Origin of the sequence: Enterococcus avium (genome assembly GCF_002891025.1) — a bacterium.
In the GTDB taxonomy this organism is placed as follows: domain Bacteria; phylum Bacillota; class Bacilli; order Lactobacillales; family Enterococcaceae; genus Enterococcus_A; species Enterococcus_A avium.
Genome location: NZ_NBSL01000002.1, coordinates 1,323,828 through 1,340,018, shown reverse-complemented (window position 1 = coordinate 1,340,018; position 16,191 = coordinate 1,323,828). Strand labels below are relative to the sequence as shown.

Genomic DNA, 16,191 nt, shown 5'->3' with positions numbered 1-16,191 from the left:
AATTTCTTATTATTTTTTCGAAAAAAATGAACTTCTTTATCTGCTGCCTTGCCCGTATAATATTAAGTGAAGAGGTAAGCGCTCGGTTAGGAGGCAGAAATGAAAAGAATACTGATTTTAGAAGATGATACTGACTTAAATGATGGGATCAAAATGGCATTAGATCAAGAGGATAAGGTTTTCTATCAGTGCAAAAAGATTAGTGAAGCAAAGCAGATTTTAAATAACTTTGCGATAGATTTGATGCTATTGGATTTAAACCTTCCTGATGGTCACGGGATGTTATTTTTAAAAGAAATTCGTCAAACGAGCAAAGTTCCAATCATCATTATCACAGCAAATGATTTGGAATCGGATATCATCCTTGGACTGGAGGCAGGGGCGAATGACTATCTGGTGAAACCATTTAGCTTGATGATTCTTCGTGCTCGCGTAGCTGTTCAGTTAAGACAGATCACACCGCAACGAAAGTTTGTCATTGATCATCTCGTGTTTGATTTTGAAGCGATGGTGTTTTACGTTTCTGAAAGTTTAATTGAATTAAGTAAAACGGAACAGCGTTTGCTTTACTTGTTATTGAATAACCAAGGAGCAACATTGAAGCGCTGTTATTTAATAGATAAGGTTTGGTCTGGTAATAGTGAATTTGTGGATGAGCACGCGTTGACGGTGGTTATTCAACGTCTGCGGAAAAAAATCGGTGATGATCCAAGTCATCCTAAATATATAAAAACTGTTTACGGGATTGGTTATAGTTGGAGGTGACAGAATGGATTGGGGAATTATGGTTGTTGTATTTTTGTTTGGCGTTGTTTGCTGTGGCACCATTTGTCTGATTTACTTTAGGCGAAAGCAGAAAAGGGTGATTGATTCCCTTCAGGAAATGGTTGCCGCTGCAGCAAACGGCAATTTGAAATTAACCAATTATGAAGAGTCGCAGCTATCATCATTGGAAAATGATCTATATAACTATTTATCAAGTACCCTTGTGACTGCTGAGAGTCTCACAGAGCAAAAACAGGTGATCCAAACATTAATCTCTGATATTTCACATCAGTGTGTGACGCCTATTGCTAATATCCTATTGTACGCACAATTATTAGCGGAAAAGGATCCACAGGAATCCCCTGAGATTAAGTTGATTTCTCAACAATCAGAAAAATTAGATTTTTTGATTAAAGCATTAGTAAAAATGTCTCGACTTGAAACTGGAACGATCGCTCCAGTTGTCAAGAAACAGCCAGTAGCCCCATTTCTTGTCTCAGTGAAAAAGCAATTTCAAACAAAACTACTGGAAAAAGGAATCACTCTAACGATAGAGGAGTCAGAGGAATACGCTCTTTATGATCGGAAATGGACGAGCGAGGCGTTGTCTAATATTTTAGATAATGCGATTAAGTATAGCCCTGCTGGCAGCAATATCCAAATGACGGTTGAAAGCACATTTATGTTTACTAAGATCCGTGTTCAAGATGAGGGCAACGGCATTTCTGAAAATGAACAAAATAAAATTTTTCAGCGATTTTACCGCAGTGAAGACGTTGCGGATCAGCCAGGTATCGGCGTTGGTCTGTATCTTGCACGACAAATTATTGAAGCTCAGAGCGGTTATATTAAATTGACTTCAGAAATGGGACAAGGCAGCTCATTTTCCATTTATCTTCCCGCAGAATAGAATCTCTCAAAACTGATACTTTTGAGAGACAACATGGAGATATTTTCTTGCTATAGTTTGGATTGTAGAGATACGATGCAAACTTTTTTCTTGGAGGTGAGTAGAAATGGAAATCATACAAACAATCGGAGTTGAAAAAAACTATGGTCAAGGCGATGCAAAAGTACTAGCACTAAGAGGAATCGACTTAACAATCAATCGCGGGGAATTTTTAGCAATCGTAGGAACTAGTGGCAGCGGAAAATCTACGTTGCTGCATATTCTTGGTGGATTGGATCAACCAACAAAAGGGGAAGTAAAGGTTCATGGCAAGAATATTGAAAAGTTGAATGATGAAGCCTTGACGATTTTCCGCAGAAGGAATATCGGTTTCGTGTTTCAGAAATACAATTTGGTTCCTATGTTGACGGTGTGGGAAAATATCGTTGTTCCGATTCTATTAGATGGAAAAAAGATTGATAAGGAGTATATTTCTGAGCTGATTACTCTTTTACGGCTAACGGATAAGGTAAATAGTCATCCAAATGAGTTATCAGGAGGGCAGCAGCAACGTGTCGCAATTGCCAGAGCATTAGCGACCAAACCAGTGATTATTTTTGCAGATGAGCCGACGGGGAATTTGGATTCTAAAACCGGGCAGGATGTGCTTGGACTACTAAGAATTACCAGTAAGAAATTTAAACAAACGATGGTAATCATTACTCATGATGAGGAAGTTGCACAATTGGCTGATCGAATCATTCGAATGGAAGACGGCATCTTAGTATCGGAGGTGCGTGATGGAAAAAATTGAAACGAGAAGTACGTTATTAGGACTAACAATCCGCTTTGTTAAGGATTATCGAAAAAACTCCTTCGCACTTATCTTTAGTCTGCTGCTATCAATCACATTGATTTTCAGTATATTGACGCTCTTGCACACGAATTATCGCGTGATCGCCAAGCAAAATTTGTTTATCTACACGGCAATTGATTATGAAATTAACGGCTTGGATGCTGAACAGATATATCTGCTCAAGCAAAATCCTGAAATCCAGCACTTAGGCATTGGAAAGCAGTTAGGGAATATTCAAACAAAAGATTCACAAAGAGGCATATTGCGTGCCTCAAATTCCGAGGAGATACTTGCGGTAGCAAAACTCCTAAAAGGAAGAATGCCGAAAAAGCCTCAAGAAATCGTTGCAGAAAAATGGGCATTGTTGAATCTAGGGATCAATCCGATTCTTGATCAGGAAGTAGCTGTACCGGTCAGCTATGATAATTCTACAAATAAGGTAGTGACGGAAAAATTTAAGCTGGTTGGAATCATTAGCGATCAGGCTTTTCATAAAAGAGCTGCAGTGGTCACCCTGTATACAGACTTGGACATGAAAAACAATTATGACAAGGATCTAACGGCTTCAATCGCGTTTAGTGAAGGCGGTAATAAGCAGAAACTAACGAAAATAAAACAGCAATTGAACCTTAGAGATAAGCAAATTAGAGAAAATGTTTGGAAAGAAAATACAGAAGATTTACTGCTGCTGGATGTTCAAATGGGGGCACTGATGATTACTATTTGTGCAATTGTTATTTTTGGAATCCATCGAATCGCTTTAATGGTAAGAAAAGATCAGTTCGGTATTTTACGCGCCTTAGGATTAACCAAAAAACAAATAAGGAAAATGATTCTTATGGAACTCAGCGGCCTGACTTTAGTCTGTTTGCCAATTGAGATCGTAGCAGGTTACGGCTGTTCTTATCTTGTCACGCTTCTTTCTAAGGATCAAAATATTGACATTTATTTCTGGGGTAAGGCAGATCAATTTGATTTGATTATTCCGGTTTTACCGATTGCCATTTGCCTTCTTTGTTTCTTTTTGACAATTCTGATAGTGGGCTATCTTGGTGCGAATGCGATAAATGCCGGTTCAGTAACCGACACCATCTTTGGTAATGATAGTAGTGGGAAATCAGATTTGCATTTCTTCCGATTAACAGACACCTCTAACAAATCAACCTTCTACCAGCAGTTGGGGCTAAAATATATTTTTAGAGATGTAAAAACTTCTCTTTTTATTGTTATGTCCTTAATTTTGGCTTCAACGTTATTTATTAGCTTGTTCTATCAAGCAATTTTAGCAAAAGAAAATCAACAAATTAGAAAAACTACGAGTTTTTACAACAGTGATTATTTACTGACTACTTATGATGATCTGGATGCTCGTCTAGGTATCAAGCCGGAGGTCTTTTCAAAGATTGAGAAGATTAAGGGGATAAAGGAAATAGAGACGCAAAGCGCTTTGCCGGTTAAAGTTATTGATTCTGGTGTTGATCGCAATGAGCAATTTTTGAAGGAAAAAGACGAGATCGTTTTAAGAAATTATGGCTTTTCTTTGACTGGTAAGCTTCAGGGAGAAGCAGTTTATCATACGAAATTAAAGGGCTATAATTCAAATGCCCTAAAGAAGTTAAAAAAATATTTGAAGGCTGGCAATTTTGACCCTGAAAATCTGAGTGAAAATGAAGTGATTCTTGCCATGCCTACAACTAGTACTTCCGGCCCATCAAAAGGGTCAGTGGGTTATTTTAAAAACGGGGAACAGCTGATGAGTTATCAGCTAGGTCAGACTCTTACAGTGAGTTACGCCTCGAACTTTGAAACTAAAAGCGAAGATTACTGGAAAATGACTGACAATCAGACAGACTATTCACAAAAGAAAATGAAGATCCTTGCAATTGCCTATTATCCTTATATGCAAGAAGTATCATTAATAGAACAGGGATATCCATTAATAATAATGAGTGATCAGGCTTATCAAAAAATCGTCCCTAGGTACACCTATGAAACAATCAATGTCAATGCAAATGCTGAGCTATCTAACATCCAGAAGGAGTCGATTGAAGAACAGCTTATCCGCTTGGCTGTGATAAATCAGCAAGTCACTGCCAGAAGTCTGATCGCTGAAAAGGAACAGCTGTATTCTATCTATCGGAAAGAAATCGTCTATGTTTTTGGGATAGCGCTTGTTGTTTTATTGTTAGTCATCATTAATCTAATCAATAGTCTGAAGTATCGTATCGAAACGCGAAAGCGAGAACTTTATCTGTTTAAAGCATTGGGCTTATCCTTTAAAGGGTTAGAGAAAATGATTGCTTTTGAAACCACCTTATTTGTCTTCGTTTCAATCGCTATATCAACCGCAGTCTCAATCATAATTACAAAGCTTCAATATAATTATTCTCAGATCTATTTGCTAGGGCTGAGGTTTGACTATCCTGTATTGCCGGTTGTTGGACTCAACTTTTGTATTTTCGGCCTGTGCTATCTCATCAGCGTTAATTTAGCTAGAGGACTCCGGAGCAGTAACATTATTGAAGAATTTAATAAGCTAGAATGAAAAAGACCTGTCTTCGGGATGAATCGAAGGCAGGTTTGTTCTTTATGAAAGCCTATTTCACGCTACAATTGATCATCCTTCATCGTTGTAATTTTAAAAAGAAAAGTTTGAGAAAATGCTAGAAATCTGGCAATCAACTTTTTCTCAATTTCAATGATTCGAAGATGCCAAGTTTGAAAATAGGCTTTGATTTTGCTGTGCTTATAAAACTGCACTCGAACAAAGTCCATTAACAAAACAGTGATGCCGCCAGCAAAACCACAATTATACAAATTGATTCCAGCAGTAAGATAGTGTGTGTTACGAGTAATCAATGAAAAGATCCCACCAGAAAGCGTGCCTGTTACCAACCCATATTTACGAGTCATCGGAGAAAGTGTGCTGGCAAAAAGCATAATCACAATATTATTCGTTGTCGCGGTATCTTGATAGAAGAATAGCGCAGCGAGAAACACACCTAATGCAGGGAAAAAGAAGTAGCGAAATTTGAAATTATACATACTAAAGCCAGCGAAAGTCAAAATAGCTCCGACTAGAATCCCGCTTAAAGGGACTTTTAAAATTAGAGTAAAGATCACAGCTAGATAGCCGTAAAGTGAAAAGCGGGCGATTTTCTTTAAATCCAAAAGCAAATGCTTCGTTCGGGTGATGTTTCGTTTATAAAAGGACAAAAAGATAAGAAATGGGACAGTTAATAAAGCAACTAAAAAGGAAAGCAACGCGTAGTGGTGATCAAAGGAAAGGGCGTGAGGCACGATTTTTATTGCTAAAACGTTCCTCGTGGCCAAGTTTCCAAGAACCCCAATGAAGCCAGCGGAAAAGCCCATGTTATAAAGGTTTAACTCTTTGGTGTGGACTTTCAAAAATTCGAAGATCGGCAGAATCGTGTAGCCGATAAATAACCCTGCTGCCAAGGCTATGAACGTATTTGAAATGAAAAAATGATCCGGCGCACAATAGATCGTGCTAACGATTGGCGAAAGACAAGTACTTAAAAGCCCCATGACCAATAAATCCTGTCTGCCAGAATGATGAATCCGCAAATACAGCAGGCATCCCAAAATAATCGGCGCAGAGTTGATGATGTTTTTTCCGAAAAATGAAAAACCGGAAAGCATCATGATAACCGAAACAGTCAGGGAGCAAAAATGGTGCTTATGCTTTCGCAAAAGGAACAGACTGCTTAAGGTTAATAGTCCGCTGTTTAAAAAAGCTGGACCAACTCCTGCGATATGAACATAATCTGTAATCAAATTACTGGGAGCTTTTATGATCCGCAGCATTCCCATAGTCAGTTCATTCGAACTAGCAAGAAAAAATGCAGATAGCGTAAGCACCAATCCATAAGAAAGCAAAAAAATAAAAATAATATTTGTCGAAAGTAACACGTGTTTTGTTTTTCCCAAAGCTTCACACTCCTTTAGTTGACTTGAACGACTGTTACACCCATTTTTCGAATCTCTTCTAACATTTCTTCGGAACTAAATTGATCGGTAATCAAATAATCAAACGCGGAGATATCACACATTTTGACCTTCGAGGTTACTCCGACTTTCCGATGATCAGCCACAAGAATTTTACATCTGGTGGCGCGTTTGATCATTATCTCGTTAATCGTTGCTTCACTCATGGTTTTCGTTGTTACCCCATTTTCTAAATCTATGCCACTGCATCCGACAACACAGACATCCGCATTAATGACAGATAAGGTGTTGATAGCGACATCGCCAACTAATGCTTCCTTTGGATATCGCATTTCTCCGCCGGTCAAGACGTAATTATAATTGGCATGGTGTGGGGAATAATTGATTTTTAAGTTATTGGTTATGACTGTTAAATGATCGACATGCAAAAAATCAATCGTTTTTAACGCGGTCGAGCTGGCATTAATGAAGATCGTGTCGCAATCATGAACAAACTTACTAGCCTCCTTGGCGAGTGCCTGTTTGATGCGAACGGGTCCTGAATGATCGTCATCAGGTTTGTTTTCATAATTAAACATGCAGTAGCCAAACTTGCGAATAATATCGTTTTTTTCTTCTAGTAAATGCAAGTCACGTCTGACTGTACTGAGGGAAACATCCAAAGCCTCGGATAACTCCAAAGTAGTCATGTGTTCCTTCTTTTCCAGAATATCTAAAATATCTTTATGACGTTTATCGATGTTCATGATCGAGTTTTTCACTAAAAAGCCTCCTATATAAACCCTTCAAATAGCGAACCAATAAAAAGAAAGCGGTTTTATATGAGTTTATTATACATTTTTTAACGATGAAAAGATATGAAAAGTCATAAAAAAGTCATTCGAGCATATAAATTTTTCAGATGCTAAGATCGAATAGAGCAAAAAAGAAGTTGAGACTTAAGACCTATAGCAGCAACTATATTTTTCCGTTAGAATATAGGTAACAAGTTACTTATTTTTAAAGTTATCGAGGTGGTCCACATGAACATTGAAAGTTTAACAGAAGCCTACAAAAGCGGGCGTGATAATCAACAGCGAGCGATTTTTGCTAGTTTATTCATTTTGGGTAATCGCCTGCAAACATCCTTCGACAAAGTAGATCCAGTCATAACAGTGAAGCAGTTCATGGTGCTGATCATGGTCAAACAGGTGCCAGAAAAAGTCTTGGATTTGACCAGCTGCGGGGAGCTTTTGGGATGTTCAAGACAAAATATCAAAAAGCTGGCGGTTGCCTTGGAAAAGAAAGAACTAATCACGATCAGTCGAAATAAAAAAGACAGACGAAGAACGGATTTGTGCCTGACAGAAAAAGGAGAATCTTACTTTCAGTCAGTCGCAAAGCTGCATGACGAGGCCCTTCATTCGATTTTTGAAGGTTATACTGATGATGAAATAACGAATTTTTTTATCATTTTAATGAAATTGTACTCAGGTGTCGAAAATCTGGAAGAATTAGCGGCAAAAAAACAGGGAGGAAACTAGTATGAACACGATTGTGATTTATGCAACAAAAAAAGGAAGTTCAGAATTATATGCGAAGACTTTTGCGCAAAATAACAGGTATCGGATTTTTAAGCAAGAACAGGTTTCTTCAGAAGAGCTGGCAAAGGCTGACGAAGTTTATTATTTCGGCAGTGTCTATGCTGGAAAAGTAATAGGATTAGAAGAACTGAAAAAGAAACTATCTGGTAATAGTCATTTGACAATCATTTCTGTTGGCTTGACAGCTGTTGAGGATCAAGAAAAACTAACGGAAATTCGTGAGGGTGTTTCCAAGGAGTTTCCTCAGGCGAGCTTTTACCATCTAAGAGGGCGGTTAATCAAGCAGCAGCTAAATATGCCGGAAAAAATCATTTTAAAAATGATTAGTAAAAGCAGCAAGAAGAAACCTCTCCAAGAGAAATTGGAGATTGAAAAAGCAATTGAACAAGCAGTAGATGAGGGATGTGTCGATTGTATTGATTTGTCAGAATTAGAGAAGATTGGGTAGCTGAAAAAGTAGAAGGGATTGATGGAGTTATGGCAAGACGAATAATGATTATTTTAGTTGTTGTCATTTTACTCGTGGTTTGTGTGAAAGTAGGCGCTGATTTTTTGACGAAGCGTACATTGAAGAAAGTTAAAATCAATGAAGTGCCGATTTCTCAAGTAGCAGATGGAGAATATGTGGGAGAAGCACAAATCAAACCAGTTTCAGCAAAGGTTAACGTGCAAGTTGAAAATGGAAAAATTACCGATATTGAAATCAAAGATCATATGACCGGTTTAGGAAAGAATGGCGAGAAAATTATTGATCAGATTATTAATAAACAGAGCTTGGACGTTGACGCAATCAGCGGTGCGACTCAAAGCAGTGTCACAATTACGAAGGCTGTAGAGAACGCATTGACACAAGAAAATTAATTTTTCTCTATCTTTTTTCTCCATGTTGAATTTGGTTCTATTGCTAGATATAATAGACGTATCAAATAGGAAAGCAGTCGATTGATATGTTCTATATCATTTACAATAAAGTGTGCATTGAAATTTGCTCCGCACAATCGAATACGATGAAACATTGTACGGAGCCTAATCGAAATAAATCTTCATCAGTCAGCTAGAGTGATCAGAAATTAGCTAATTTCTGGTTTATTCAAGATGTCTGCAAGATTTTACGGCTCTTCGTCAAATCGTGTTGGTGAAGACAAATTTGAATAAAACTTAGTCCGATATGCGGCGCGTTCTGTGCGCCGCATATTTTTAGTTTTCAAAGATCAGACCTTGTTGTAAATAGATCCGTGCCCGAAAGTTATAAAAGTTGCGATAACCAAACGCAATTCGTTTAATCAGCTTGATCTTGTTATTCAGCCCCTCAGTGACGCCGTTTGAGTGGGACACCTTAAAGGCATTTGAAATACCCGATTGGTAGCGATGGAAGATCGTAAATTTCTTTTTAAACGACTGAGGTAACGTAGATGAAATTGTTTTAAGGGTTTCTTGAAAGCCTTCCGTATCTCGTTTAACGAAATAATAGCGTAATAATTGACAAAAATGATACGCTGTTCGCAATTCTTCGTTGTAGCTTAACAGTTCATCGACGATTTCTGTTTGACTAATCGGTCGTTTAAACAGTCGGTGATAATGTCTTTTGAGTGGCTCCAATGTCGTGGAATCTTTGAGTAAGAGTTTCCAATATCGCTTGAGCCGACGGTACTTCTTCTGATTTTCAGAGTGTGAGGTTCGAAAACGATTCATGATCTGGACACGCAATTGATTGAAGCTGCGATTGATATGTTGGACAATATGAAAGCGGTCAGTTACGATCTCCGCATTTGGAAAGACCGTTTTAAGCAGCTGACAATAGCTGGCATTCATGTCCATCACTAGGTACTTGACCTTTAAACGAGCTTTTCTAGGAAAGCGCAGGAAGTATTGAGTTAGTTTGTAAAGTCTACGATCTTCAAGGATCGTAAATAGCTGATTGGTTGTTCCATCAACACAAATAAAACTCATGGAACCAGAAACAGACTTCATTGATTTGAACTCATCCATGCATAACACCGTCGGAAGGAAGTTCATACGTGGCTGGTAATGCTTCGTTGCTTCACGCAAGATCCGTGTCACCGTCCCATCCGAGACGAAGTACTTCTTAGCGATTAGTTTACGTGATTGATTTTCGTACAGTTCCATGAGAATCGCCTGCTTCAGTTCCTTTGTTAGTTGATGATGTTCATCAACTAAGTCCGTTTTCGCAGAAAAGGTCCTTCCACAATCATGACAGAGAAAACGGGTACGTTTTAATTCTAAAATAGTTAACTTTTCTTTGACTTTCAACATCTGAGTGCGTGTCGTATAGGAACCGTTGCGGATAATACGAACCGATCGACAGTGTTCACAACAGGAAGGAGAGTCATCCAATTTTCCTTTAATAAACTGCGCTTGAACGCCTTTATATTCTTTTTCAATCAGCCATTCTTCATCAAAAAATAAATGTTTATCTGTTAATCCGAGTAATTTTCTAGTATGATTATCCATTGAGAGACTCCTTTGGTAGGGTGACGTTTTGGTCGACTAAATTTTACCAAAAGTGAGTCTCTTTTTGAGTTGAAACGAAGAAAAAAGTGTTAGTAGAAAATCGCCTTCGATTTTCCACCAACACAAAATATTATAGAACCGATTTTACAAGGCCATTGACAGTGTTTTTGTCAATGGCCTTTTTTTGCAATTTCATGTGCGTAAAAGAAGGTCATGTCATCGGTGACCTTCTTTTATTTTTTGTAAAAAAATGAAAAGGGATGAGAACATGAGTAACTTTCATGATTTAACAACAGGCAGTGTCACAAAACAATTAATTCGTTTTGCGATTCCACTTTTTTTAGCTAATCTATTGCAATCACTCTATAATATCGCCGATATGCTGGTGGTTGGAAGGATCGTTGGAAGTACGGGCGTAGCCGCAATTAGTAATGCGTCCTCCTTAGTTTTTATTGTCAATACGATTTGCATGGGGATTACGATGGGAGGCACCGTGCTAATTGCTCAATATCGAGGTGCGAAGGATGAGCTTAGACAAAAAAAGACAATTGGAACAATTTACGCTATGACAGCAGTTGTTGCTATCCTAATCACCTGCGCGGGTATTTTCTTTTATAAGCAGATCCTAACCTGGATGAATGTTCCAAAGGAGGCCTATCAAGACGCCTGTGATTACATGCTGGTGATTTTTATCGGAACTATTTTTGTGTTCGGCTATAATGCCACCTGCTCGATTTTGCGAGGCTTCGGCGATTCACGGAGTCCTCTGTACTTTGTCATGATCGCAGCGGGAATAAATGTCTTGCTAGATTATTTATTGGTAGGCGTATTTAGTTTTGGTACTGTTGGAGCGGCTTATGCGACGATTGTCTCGCAAGCCATTTCTTTTGGTATTGCGATTCTTTATTTAAGAAGACAGAATTTTATTTTTGAATTTCAACTATCAAGTTTTAGACTTGAAAAAGCCATTTTGTCAAAACTTGTACAGGTGAGTTTGCCAACAGCAATCCAAATGACCGTAGTTAATATTTCGTATTTACTGATTGCAGTCATGATCAATAAGTACGGAGTAGTCATTGCCGCAGCAGCGGGAATCGGTTTGAAGATCAATACCTTTGCTGGCATGCCGTGTTGGGCAATCGGTCAAGCAGTAACGACAATGGTTGGCCAAAATATGGGGGCGAAGCTTTTAAAGCGAACGAAAAAAATCGTCCAGATTGGATTTTTCGCAAGCATTCTTGTTTCTTTGATAGCTATTTTGTTCATTCAAGTATTTGCCGAACCGCTGATTCGCTTATTTGATCCAGAAAATCAAGCGGTACTAAAGGCGGGCGTTGTATATTTGAGAATCTGTTGCTGTTGGAATAGTTTGTTTTATGCAACGATGTACAACTTTGACTCTTTTGCAGTGGGGGTTGGATTTGCCAACCTTGGTATGATTAATGCACTGTTAGACGCGTTGGTCATTCGTTTACCGCTATGCTGGTTTTTAGGAACACTGCTGGAGTTTGGTGTTAGAGGGATTTACTGGGCACAAGCACTATCACCGATTATTCCGGCTTGTATAGGAATGCTCTACTTCTTCAGTAGAAAGTGGCAGCAACGAAAACTAATTTAAAAAAATAGCGTATCTGCTTCTGCTGATCAGAAACAGACACGCTATTTTTGTTGGTCAAAGAATTATGTGCGTTACAAATAATACTTAAACAGGTCTGGTAAATCCACACGAACAAGTTCCTCGGAAGCTAGCACCAGTTGATTTTTCGTATCATAGACGGTTCCCTTATGCTGAATCACTGATAGGCCGCTTTGAACATTGAATAATACTGCTTGCTGATCCGTTAATTGTTTGATACCCACCTGGTTCATTCCTTTAACTTTGGGTGTTATTTCATGCTCCGCCAGCACTTCATAGAGGGATCCGGAAAGGTCACATTCATATAAAAAAGTAAATTCCGTAGGTAAATAATTTTTCTCCAGCATGATTGCCACCCCATCGACCTTACGAAGACGCTCGATCATGATACTTTTATCTGAGTTAAAAAGGGGAATAAAATCTGCAGGGACAATCGTTTCTTTCACTGCAAGTACATCTGAAGTAAGTTTTTTTCCTTGATCAAGACAAACCTGAGTCAGAGAGAGGCTTTTTTGTATGCCCTGATTTTGATGCTTTACAAAGGTTCCTTTTCCTTGAAGGCGAGTTAAATAGCCTTCTTCCACCAATTCATCAATGGCCTTTCGAACCGTAATTCGACTGACTTGAAAGCTCTTTTGAAATTGCGCTTCAGAGAGGAGCTTGTCTCCTGCAACCAACTCCTTTTCTTTAATTTGTTGAAGGATGGCTTCTTTTATCTGCAAATAGAGTGGTTTATGTTCATCAATTATCTTTCGAACCATTGCTACACCGCCTTTTCTCAATTATAAACAAAAATTTCTAATAGTTCAACTATAGTACAAGTTTTAAAATTGGTTCTATGCACGTATTGACATGTATTTTAACTTGTATTAAACTCATCATATAGATAGGCAGATAAGTATTTTGATAATGAAAGGAAGAAACAGTATGGAAATCAAAGAAATGATCCAAACAATTCATGAAGAGAAGCAGTCAATCGGAGGCATCCAGCAGGTGATTTGGTTAGCGGCAGGAGGAAGCTATGGCGGTTTTTATCCAGGGCATTATTTCTTAGATCAGGAATCTACAAAATTGCGTTCGAAAAATGTCACCAGCAATGAATTTGTCAAAGCTCCGCCAGCCTTTGTTAATGAAACGACTTTAGCAGTTATTTGCTCTATGCGGGGAACTCCAGAAACGATTGAAGCGGCCAAAGTAGCGAAAAAGCTCGGTGCAGCAACAATTGCGTTGTATATTGACGAATCTGAATTAACCGAGGTTTGTGACTATAAGATTCATTACGATTCCGTCGCTATTGATGAAAGTGATTTTTCAAAAACCAATGCCGCCTTTGGTTTGATGCTGGCTATGACCGTGATGGATGTTGTGGAAGGCTATCAGCATATGGACTTGGCCATTGAAGCTTTTGAAAAAGTCGATGTTCTATACAAACAAGCGGTTAAGGATATTCGAACAAAGGCAATTAAGTGGGCGCTGCAAAACCGTGATTCTAAATCCATTCATGTTATGGGTAGTGGTGCTGCTTATGGTGCTGCCTACATTTTCTCGATTTGCAACATTATGGAGATGCTGCAAATTGATTCTCCAACAGTCAACAGCTGTGATTTCTTCCATGGACCTTTCGAAGTGATCGATGGAGAAACCTCTGTTTTTCTTTTAGTTGGAGAAGGCGGCAGTCGACCCAACGATGAACGGGCAGCTCGCTTTTTACAAGAGTTTGGCGGAAAGAAAGTCTTCGTATTAGACTCACAGGAGCTAGGATTAAGTCAAATTGATCCAAAGGTTTCAGAGCATTTTAATCACCTGATCTTTTCTCCGATTTTAAATAATGTCTTCATGCGAGAACTCGCTTACCAAATAAAAAAAGATTACACCCAACGTACGTATATGTGGAAAGCCTCGTACAACTAGAAAAGAGGAGCTCAGCGAATCATAAATCGCTGAGCTTTTTTATTTCATCGTCTTCTTTCTGGAACAATTATAATAGTAGAAAGGCATCTCCTCTCGCATTGTTGGAAACTTCAAAAACAATTCTCTCGAAGACTACTTTATCATTTCTCCAAAAAATCGTTCGTCAACACTCTCTCCACACAATCTCTAAAAGCCCTCCGTAAGTGTTGGGAGAGGCTGGAGATCATTGTGATAGAAGCATTTATAGGCTGCAACAAAAGTTGGCACGCCAGTTGCTTATATAAAAGTGAGAACAGTTATAAGAATGTCAGTTCAACTTCTCGTAGTTCGTGAAGAAGGCCATTTGGTAAAAAGGTTGAGTACTCTTCAACAAGAAACGACATTCGCAACGAACGAATAAGTAGGAGGATAGGGAATGAACAAGATTATTTTAGCCAGTCACGGAGATTTTTCACAGGGATTAAAACAAACATCAGCGATGATCATTGGAGATGAAGGCAACATCTTTGCTTTGTCCGCATTTCGTGATGAAGACGAGCCAATTAAACGTCAGGTAGAACATCTACTTGAAAAAATCGGGTATGAGGATGTCTATATTTTAACGGACATTTTTGGTGGGAGTGTGAATAATGATTTGTTAGCGATCCAACAAGAACATCCAGAAGTTCATTTATTTGCAGGGATGAATTTACCATTGGTAATCTCTATTGCCACACAATCTGGGAAGATCAGTTCTGAACAAATGAACTTGATTCTTGAGGAAAGTCGTCAGGGAATGATTGACTGCAAACAATTATTAACAGCAAAAATAAATATTGGAGGTGACGATTTATGATTAAACTAGTACGAATTGATTATCGGTTATTACATGGCCAAGTGGTTTTTTCCTGGACCAAATCACAAGGGATCAATCGCATTATCGTAATTAATAATGAAGCAGCGACAGATGAATTCAAAAAGATGTCCTTGAATTTGGCTAAGCCCACCGGAGTGAAGCTGAATATTTTTACAGTTGAGGAAGCTCTCTCAAAAATGGCGAAGGTGGAAACACTGAAGGAAAACATCATGCTGATTTTTGGAAACACTAAGGAGACACTGGCATTTTGTGAAGCTTATCCGAAGATTAAGGAAATCAATTATGGCGGGATACCCAAGACCAATGACGGCAAGCAATTTGGCGGTGCGATTTTCTTGAATGAGGAAGAGCAGATGGAAGCGAAAAAATTGAAGGAGATGGGAGTCAAGCAGTATATGCAGCAGATACCAACCTCTAAATCAGAGGATTTAAATAAATTAATTTAAAAGGAGGGCTTTAAATGTTGGTTCAATCAATAGTTTTAGGATTGATTGGTGTGTTCGTCATGTTGGATTCCCGTTTACTGGGCCGGTTGAACTTTGAGCGTCCGTTAATTGTTGGGACCTTGGTGGGTTTAGCATTAGGGGATTTGGAGAAAGGGTTGCTTGTTGGGGCATCGATCGAATTGATTTCATTAGGGGTTGTTCAGGTCGGGGCTGCCGTCCCTGCAGATATGACATTAGGAGCAGTTATCGCAACAGCTTTTGCAATTTTATCTGGTTCAAATGCAGAGACAGCTTTGACAATCGCTATTCCGATCGCAATCTTAGGCCAATTGTTAGGAATTCTGATGCGAACGGTTCTAGCCAGTTTGACTCACCGAGCCGATGCATTGATTGAAGAAGGAAAGTTTAAACGGGTGCAGCATATTCACATTGTTTGGGGAACCATTCTTTATTCACTAATGTATTTTGTTCCGATTTTCTTAGCGATTTACTTCGGAACAGACTTAGTAAAATCAATTGTGGATGCGATTCCAGAATGGATTACTGATGGCTTGAGTCTAGCAAGTAAATTACTGCCAGCGTACGGGTTTGCATTATTGCTGCAAACGATGCTGTCTAAAAAAATGATGCCTTTCCTAGTTTTAGGCTTTTTAATCACTGCCTATTCAGGATTGGGAATTACTGGTGTGGCGTTGTTTGCAGGGATCGTGGCCTTTGTGATGTATCAAATTGAAGCCAATAAATCTGGCGGCAGCGGCAGTGGTGGACCAGATCAGGAACCTGACGCATTGGATGATCTATAAGAGGA

16 protein-coding genes are annotated in these 16,191 nt (G+C 38.8%); 12 read left to right on the top strand and 4 right to left on the bottom strand.

Annotated features, from left to right (window positions below; genetic code table 11):
• Positions 1 to 99: 99 nt before the first annotated feature.
• From AUF14_RS06895 to AUF14_RS06880, 4 genes are all read left to right on the top strand, one after another.
• Entirely contained in the window at positions 100 to 765 is a 666-nt protein-coding gene (locus AUF14_RS06895) for a response regulator transcription factor (RefSeq protein WP_048719000.1), read from the top strand.
• A gap of 4 nt (positions 766 to 769) precedes the next feature.
• Positions 770 to 1,675, top strand: coding sequence for a sensor histidine kinase (locus AUF14_RS06890; RefSeq protein ID WP_082158531.1), 906 nt, complete (start codon positions 770 to 772; stop codon positions 1,673 to 1,675).
• A 106-nt stretch (positions 1,676 to 1,781) separates the two neighbouring features.
• Complete coding sequence (locus tag AUF14_RS06885; protein WP_049221503.1) at positions 1,782 to 2,468, top strand: ABC transporter ATP-binding protein; 687 nt, start codon at positions 1,782 to 1,784, stop codon at positions 2,466 to 2,468.
• Positions 2,455 to 5,055 (top strand): FtsX-like permease family protein, encoded by a 2,601-nt coding sequence (locus AUF14_RS06880; protein ID WP_049221500.1) that lies wholly within the window; start codon positions 2,455 to 2,457, stop codon positions 5,053 to 5,055. Before AUF14_RS06885 ends, AUF14_RS06880 begins: the two co-directional genes overlap by 14 nt.
• A gap of 62 nt (positions 5,056 to 5,117) precedes the next feature.
• On the opposite strand, the gene AUF14_RS06875 is transcribed toward AUF14_RS06880, so the two are convergent.
• Both AUF14_RS06875 and AUF14_RS06870 read right to left on the bottom strand, forming a co-directional pair.
• Entirely contained in the window at positions 5,118 to 6,461 is a 1,344-nt protein-coding gene (locus tag AUF14_RS06875; protein WP_049221497.1) for a DUF1576 domain-containing protein, read from the bottom strand.
• A gap of 14 nt (positions 6,462 to 6,475) precedes the next feature.
• A complete protein-coding gene (locus tag AUF14_RS06870; RefSeq protein ID WP_049221495.1) occupies positions 6,476 to 7,240 on the bottom strand; it encodes a DeoR/GlpR family DNA-binding transcription regulator in 765 nt (254 codons plus the stop codon).
• 261 nt (positions 7,241 to 7,501) lie between these two features.
• Here AUF14_RS06870 and AUF14_RS06865 point away from each other — a divergent pair, with 261 nt between their 5' ends.
• The 3 genes from AUF14_RS06865 to AUF14_RS06855 are packed head-to-tail and all read left to right on the top strand — an operon-like array spanning position 7,502 to position 8,923.
• Positions 7,502 to 8,002, top strand: a complete 501-nt coding sequence (locus AUF14_RS06865) for a MarR family winged helix-turn-helix transcriptional regulator (protein ID WP_049221492.1) — start codon at positions 7,502 to 7,504, stop codon at positions 8,000 to 8,002.
• 1 nt (position 8,003) lies between these two features.
• Positions 8,004 to 8,510 (top strand): flavodoxin domain-containing protein, encoded by a 507-nt coding sequence (locus AUF14_RS06860; protein WP_049221488.1) that lies wholly within the window; start codon positions 8,004 to 8,006, stop codon positions 8,508 to 8,510.
• A gap of 29 nt (positions 8,511 to 8,539) precedes the next feature.
• A complete protein-coding gene (locus AUF14_RS06855; RefSeq protein ID WP_225844264.1) occupies positions 8,540 to 8,923 on the top strand; it encodes an FMN-binding protein in 384 nt (127 codons plus the stop codon).
• 336 nt (positions 8,924 to 9,259) lie between these two features.
• Here the strand turns inward: AUF14_RS06855 and AUF14_RS06850 are convergent, their stop codons facing one another.
• A complete protein-coding gene (locus AUF14_RS06850) occupies positions 9,260 to 10,534 on the bottom strand; it encodes an ISL3-like element IS1476 family transposase (protein WP_016252543.1) in 1,275 nt (424 codons plus the stop codon).
• Positions 10,535 to 10,802: 268 nt separating this feature from the next.
• Here AUF14_RS06850 and AUF14_RS06845 point away from each other — a divergent pair, with 268 nt between their 5' ends.
• Positions 10,803 to 12,152 carry an MATE family efflux transporter gene (locus tag AUF14_RS06845; protein ID WP_049222098.1) on the top strand — a complete coding sequence of 450 codons (1,350 nt, stop codon included), beginning with the start codon at positions 10,803 to 10,805 and terminating at the stop codon, positions 12,150 to 12,152.
• 71 nt (positions 12,153 to 12,223) lie between these two features.
• Here the strand turns inward: AUF14_RS06845 and AUF14_RS06840 are convergent, their stop codons facing one another.
• Positions 12,224 to 12,931, bottom strand: a complete 708-nt coding sequence (locus tag AUF14_RS06840; protein WP_049222093.1) for a GntR family transcriptional regulator — start codon at positions 12,929 to 12,931, stop codon at positions 12,224 to 12,226.
• Positions 12,932 to 13,097: 166 nt separating this feature from the next.
• Here AUF14_RS06840 and AUF14_RS06835 point away from each other — a divergent pair, with 166 nt between their 5' ends.
• From AUF14_RS06835 to AUF14_RS06820, 4 genes are all read left to right on the top strand, one after another.
• Entirely contained in the window at positions 13,098 to 14,081 is a 984-nt protein-coding gene (locus AUF14_RS06835; RefSeq protein WP_102865964.1) for a sugar isomerase, read from the top strand.
• Positions 14,082 to 14,496: 415 nt separating this feature from the next.
• Positions 14,497 to 14,916: a PTS sugar transporter subunit IIA gene (locus AUF14_RS06830; RefSeq protein WP_049222096.1), complete on the top strand. Its 420-nt coding sequence runs from the start codon at positions 14,497 to 14,499 to the stop codon at positions 14,914 to 14,916.
• Positions 14,913 to 15,383 (top strand): PTS sugar transporter subunit IIB, encoded by a 471-nt coding sequence (locus tag AUF14_RS06825; protein WP_102865963.1) that lies wholly within the window; start codon positions 14,913 to 14,915, stop codon positions 15,381 to 15,383. The genes AUF14_RS06830 and AUF14_RS06825 overlap by 4 nt, the downstream gene beginning before the upstream one ends.
• A gap of 14 nt (positions 15,384 to 15,397) precedes the next feature.
• Entirely contained in the window at positions 15,398 to 16,186 is a 789-nt protein-coding gene (locus AUF14_RS06820) for a PTS mannose/fructose/sorbose/N-acetylgalactosamine transporter subunit IIC (protein WP_049218105.1), read from the top strand.
• The last annotated feature ends 5 nt before the right edge of the window (positions 16,187 to 16,191 follow it).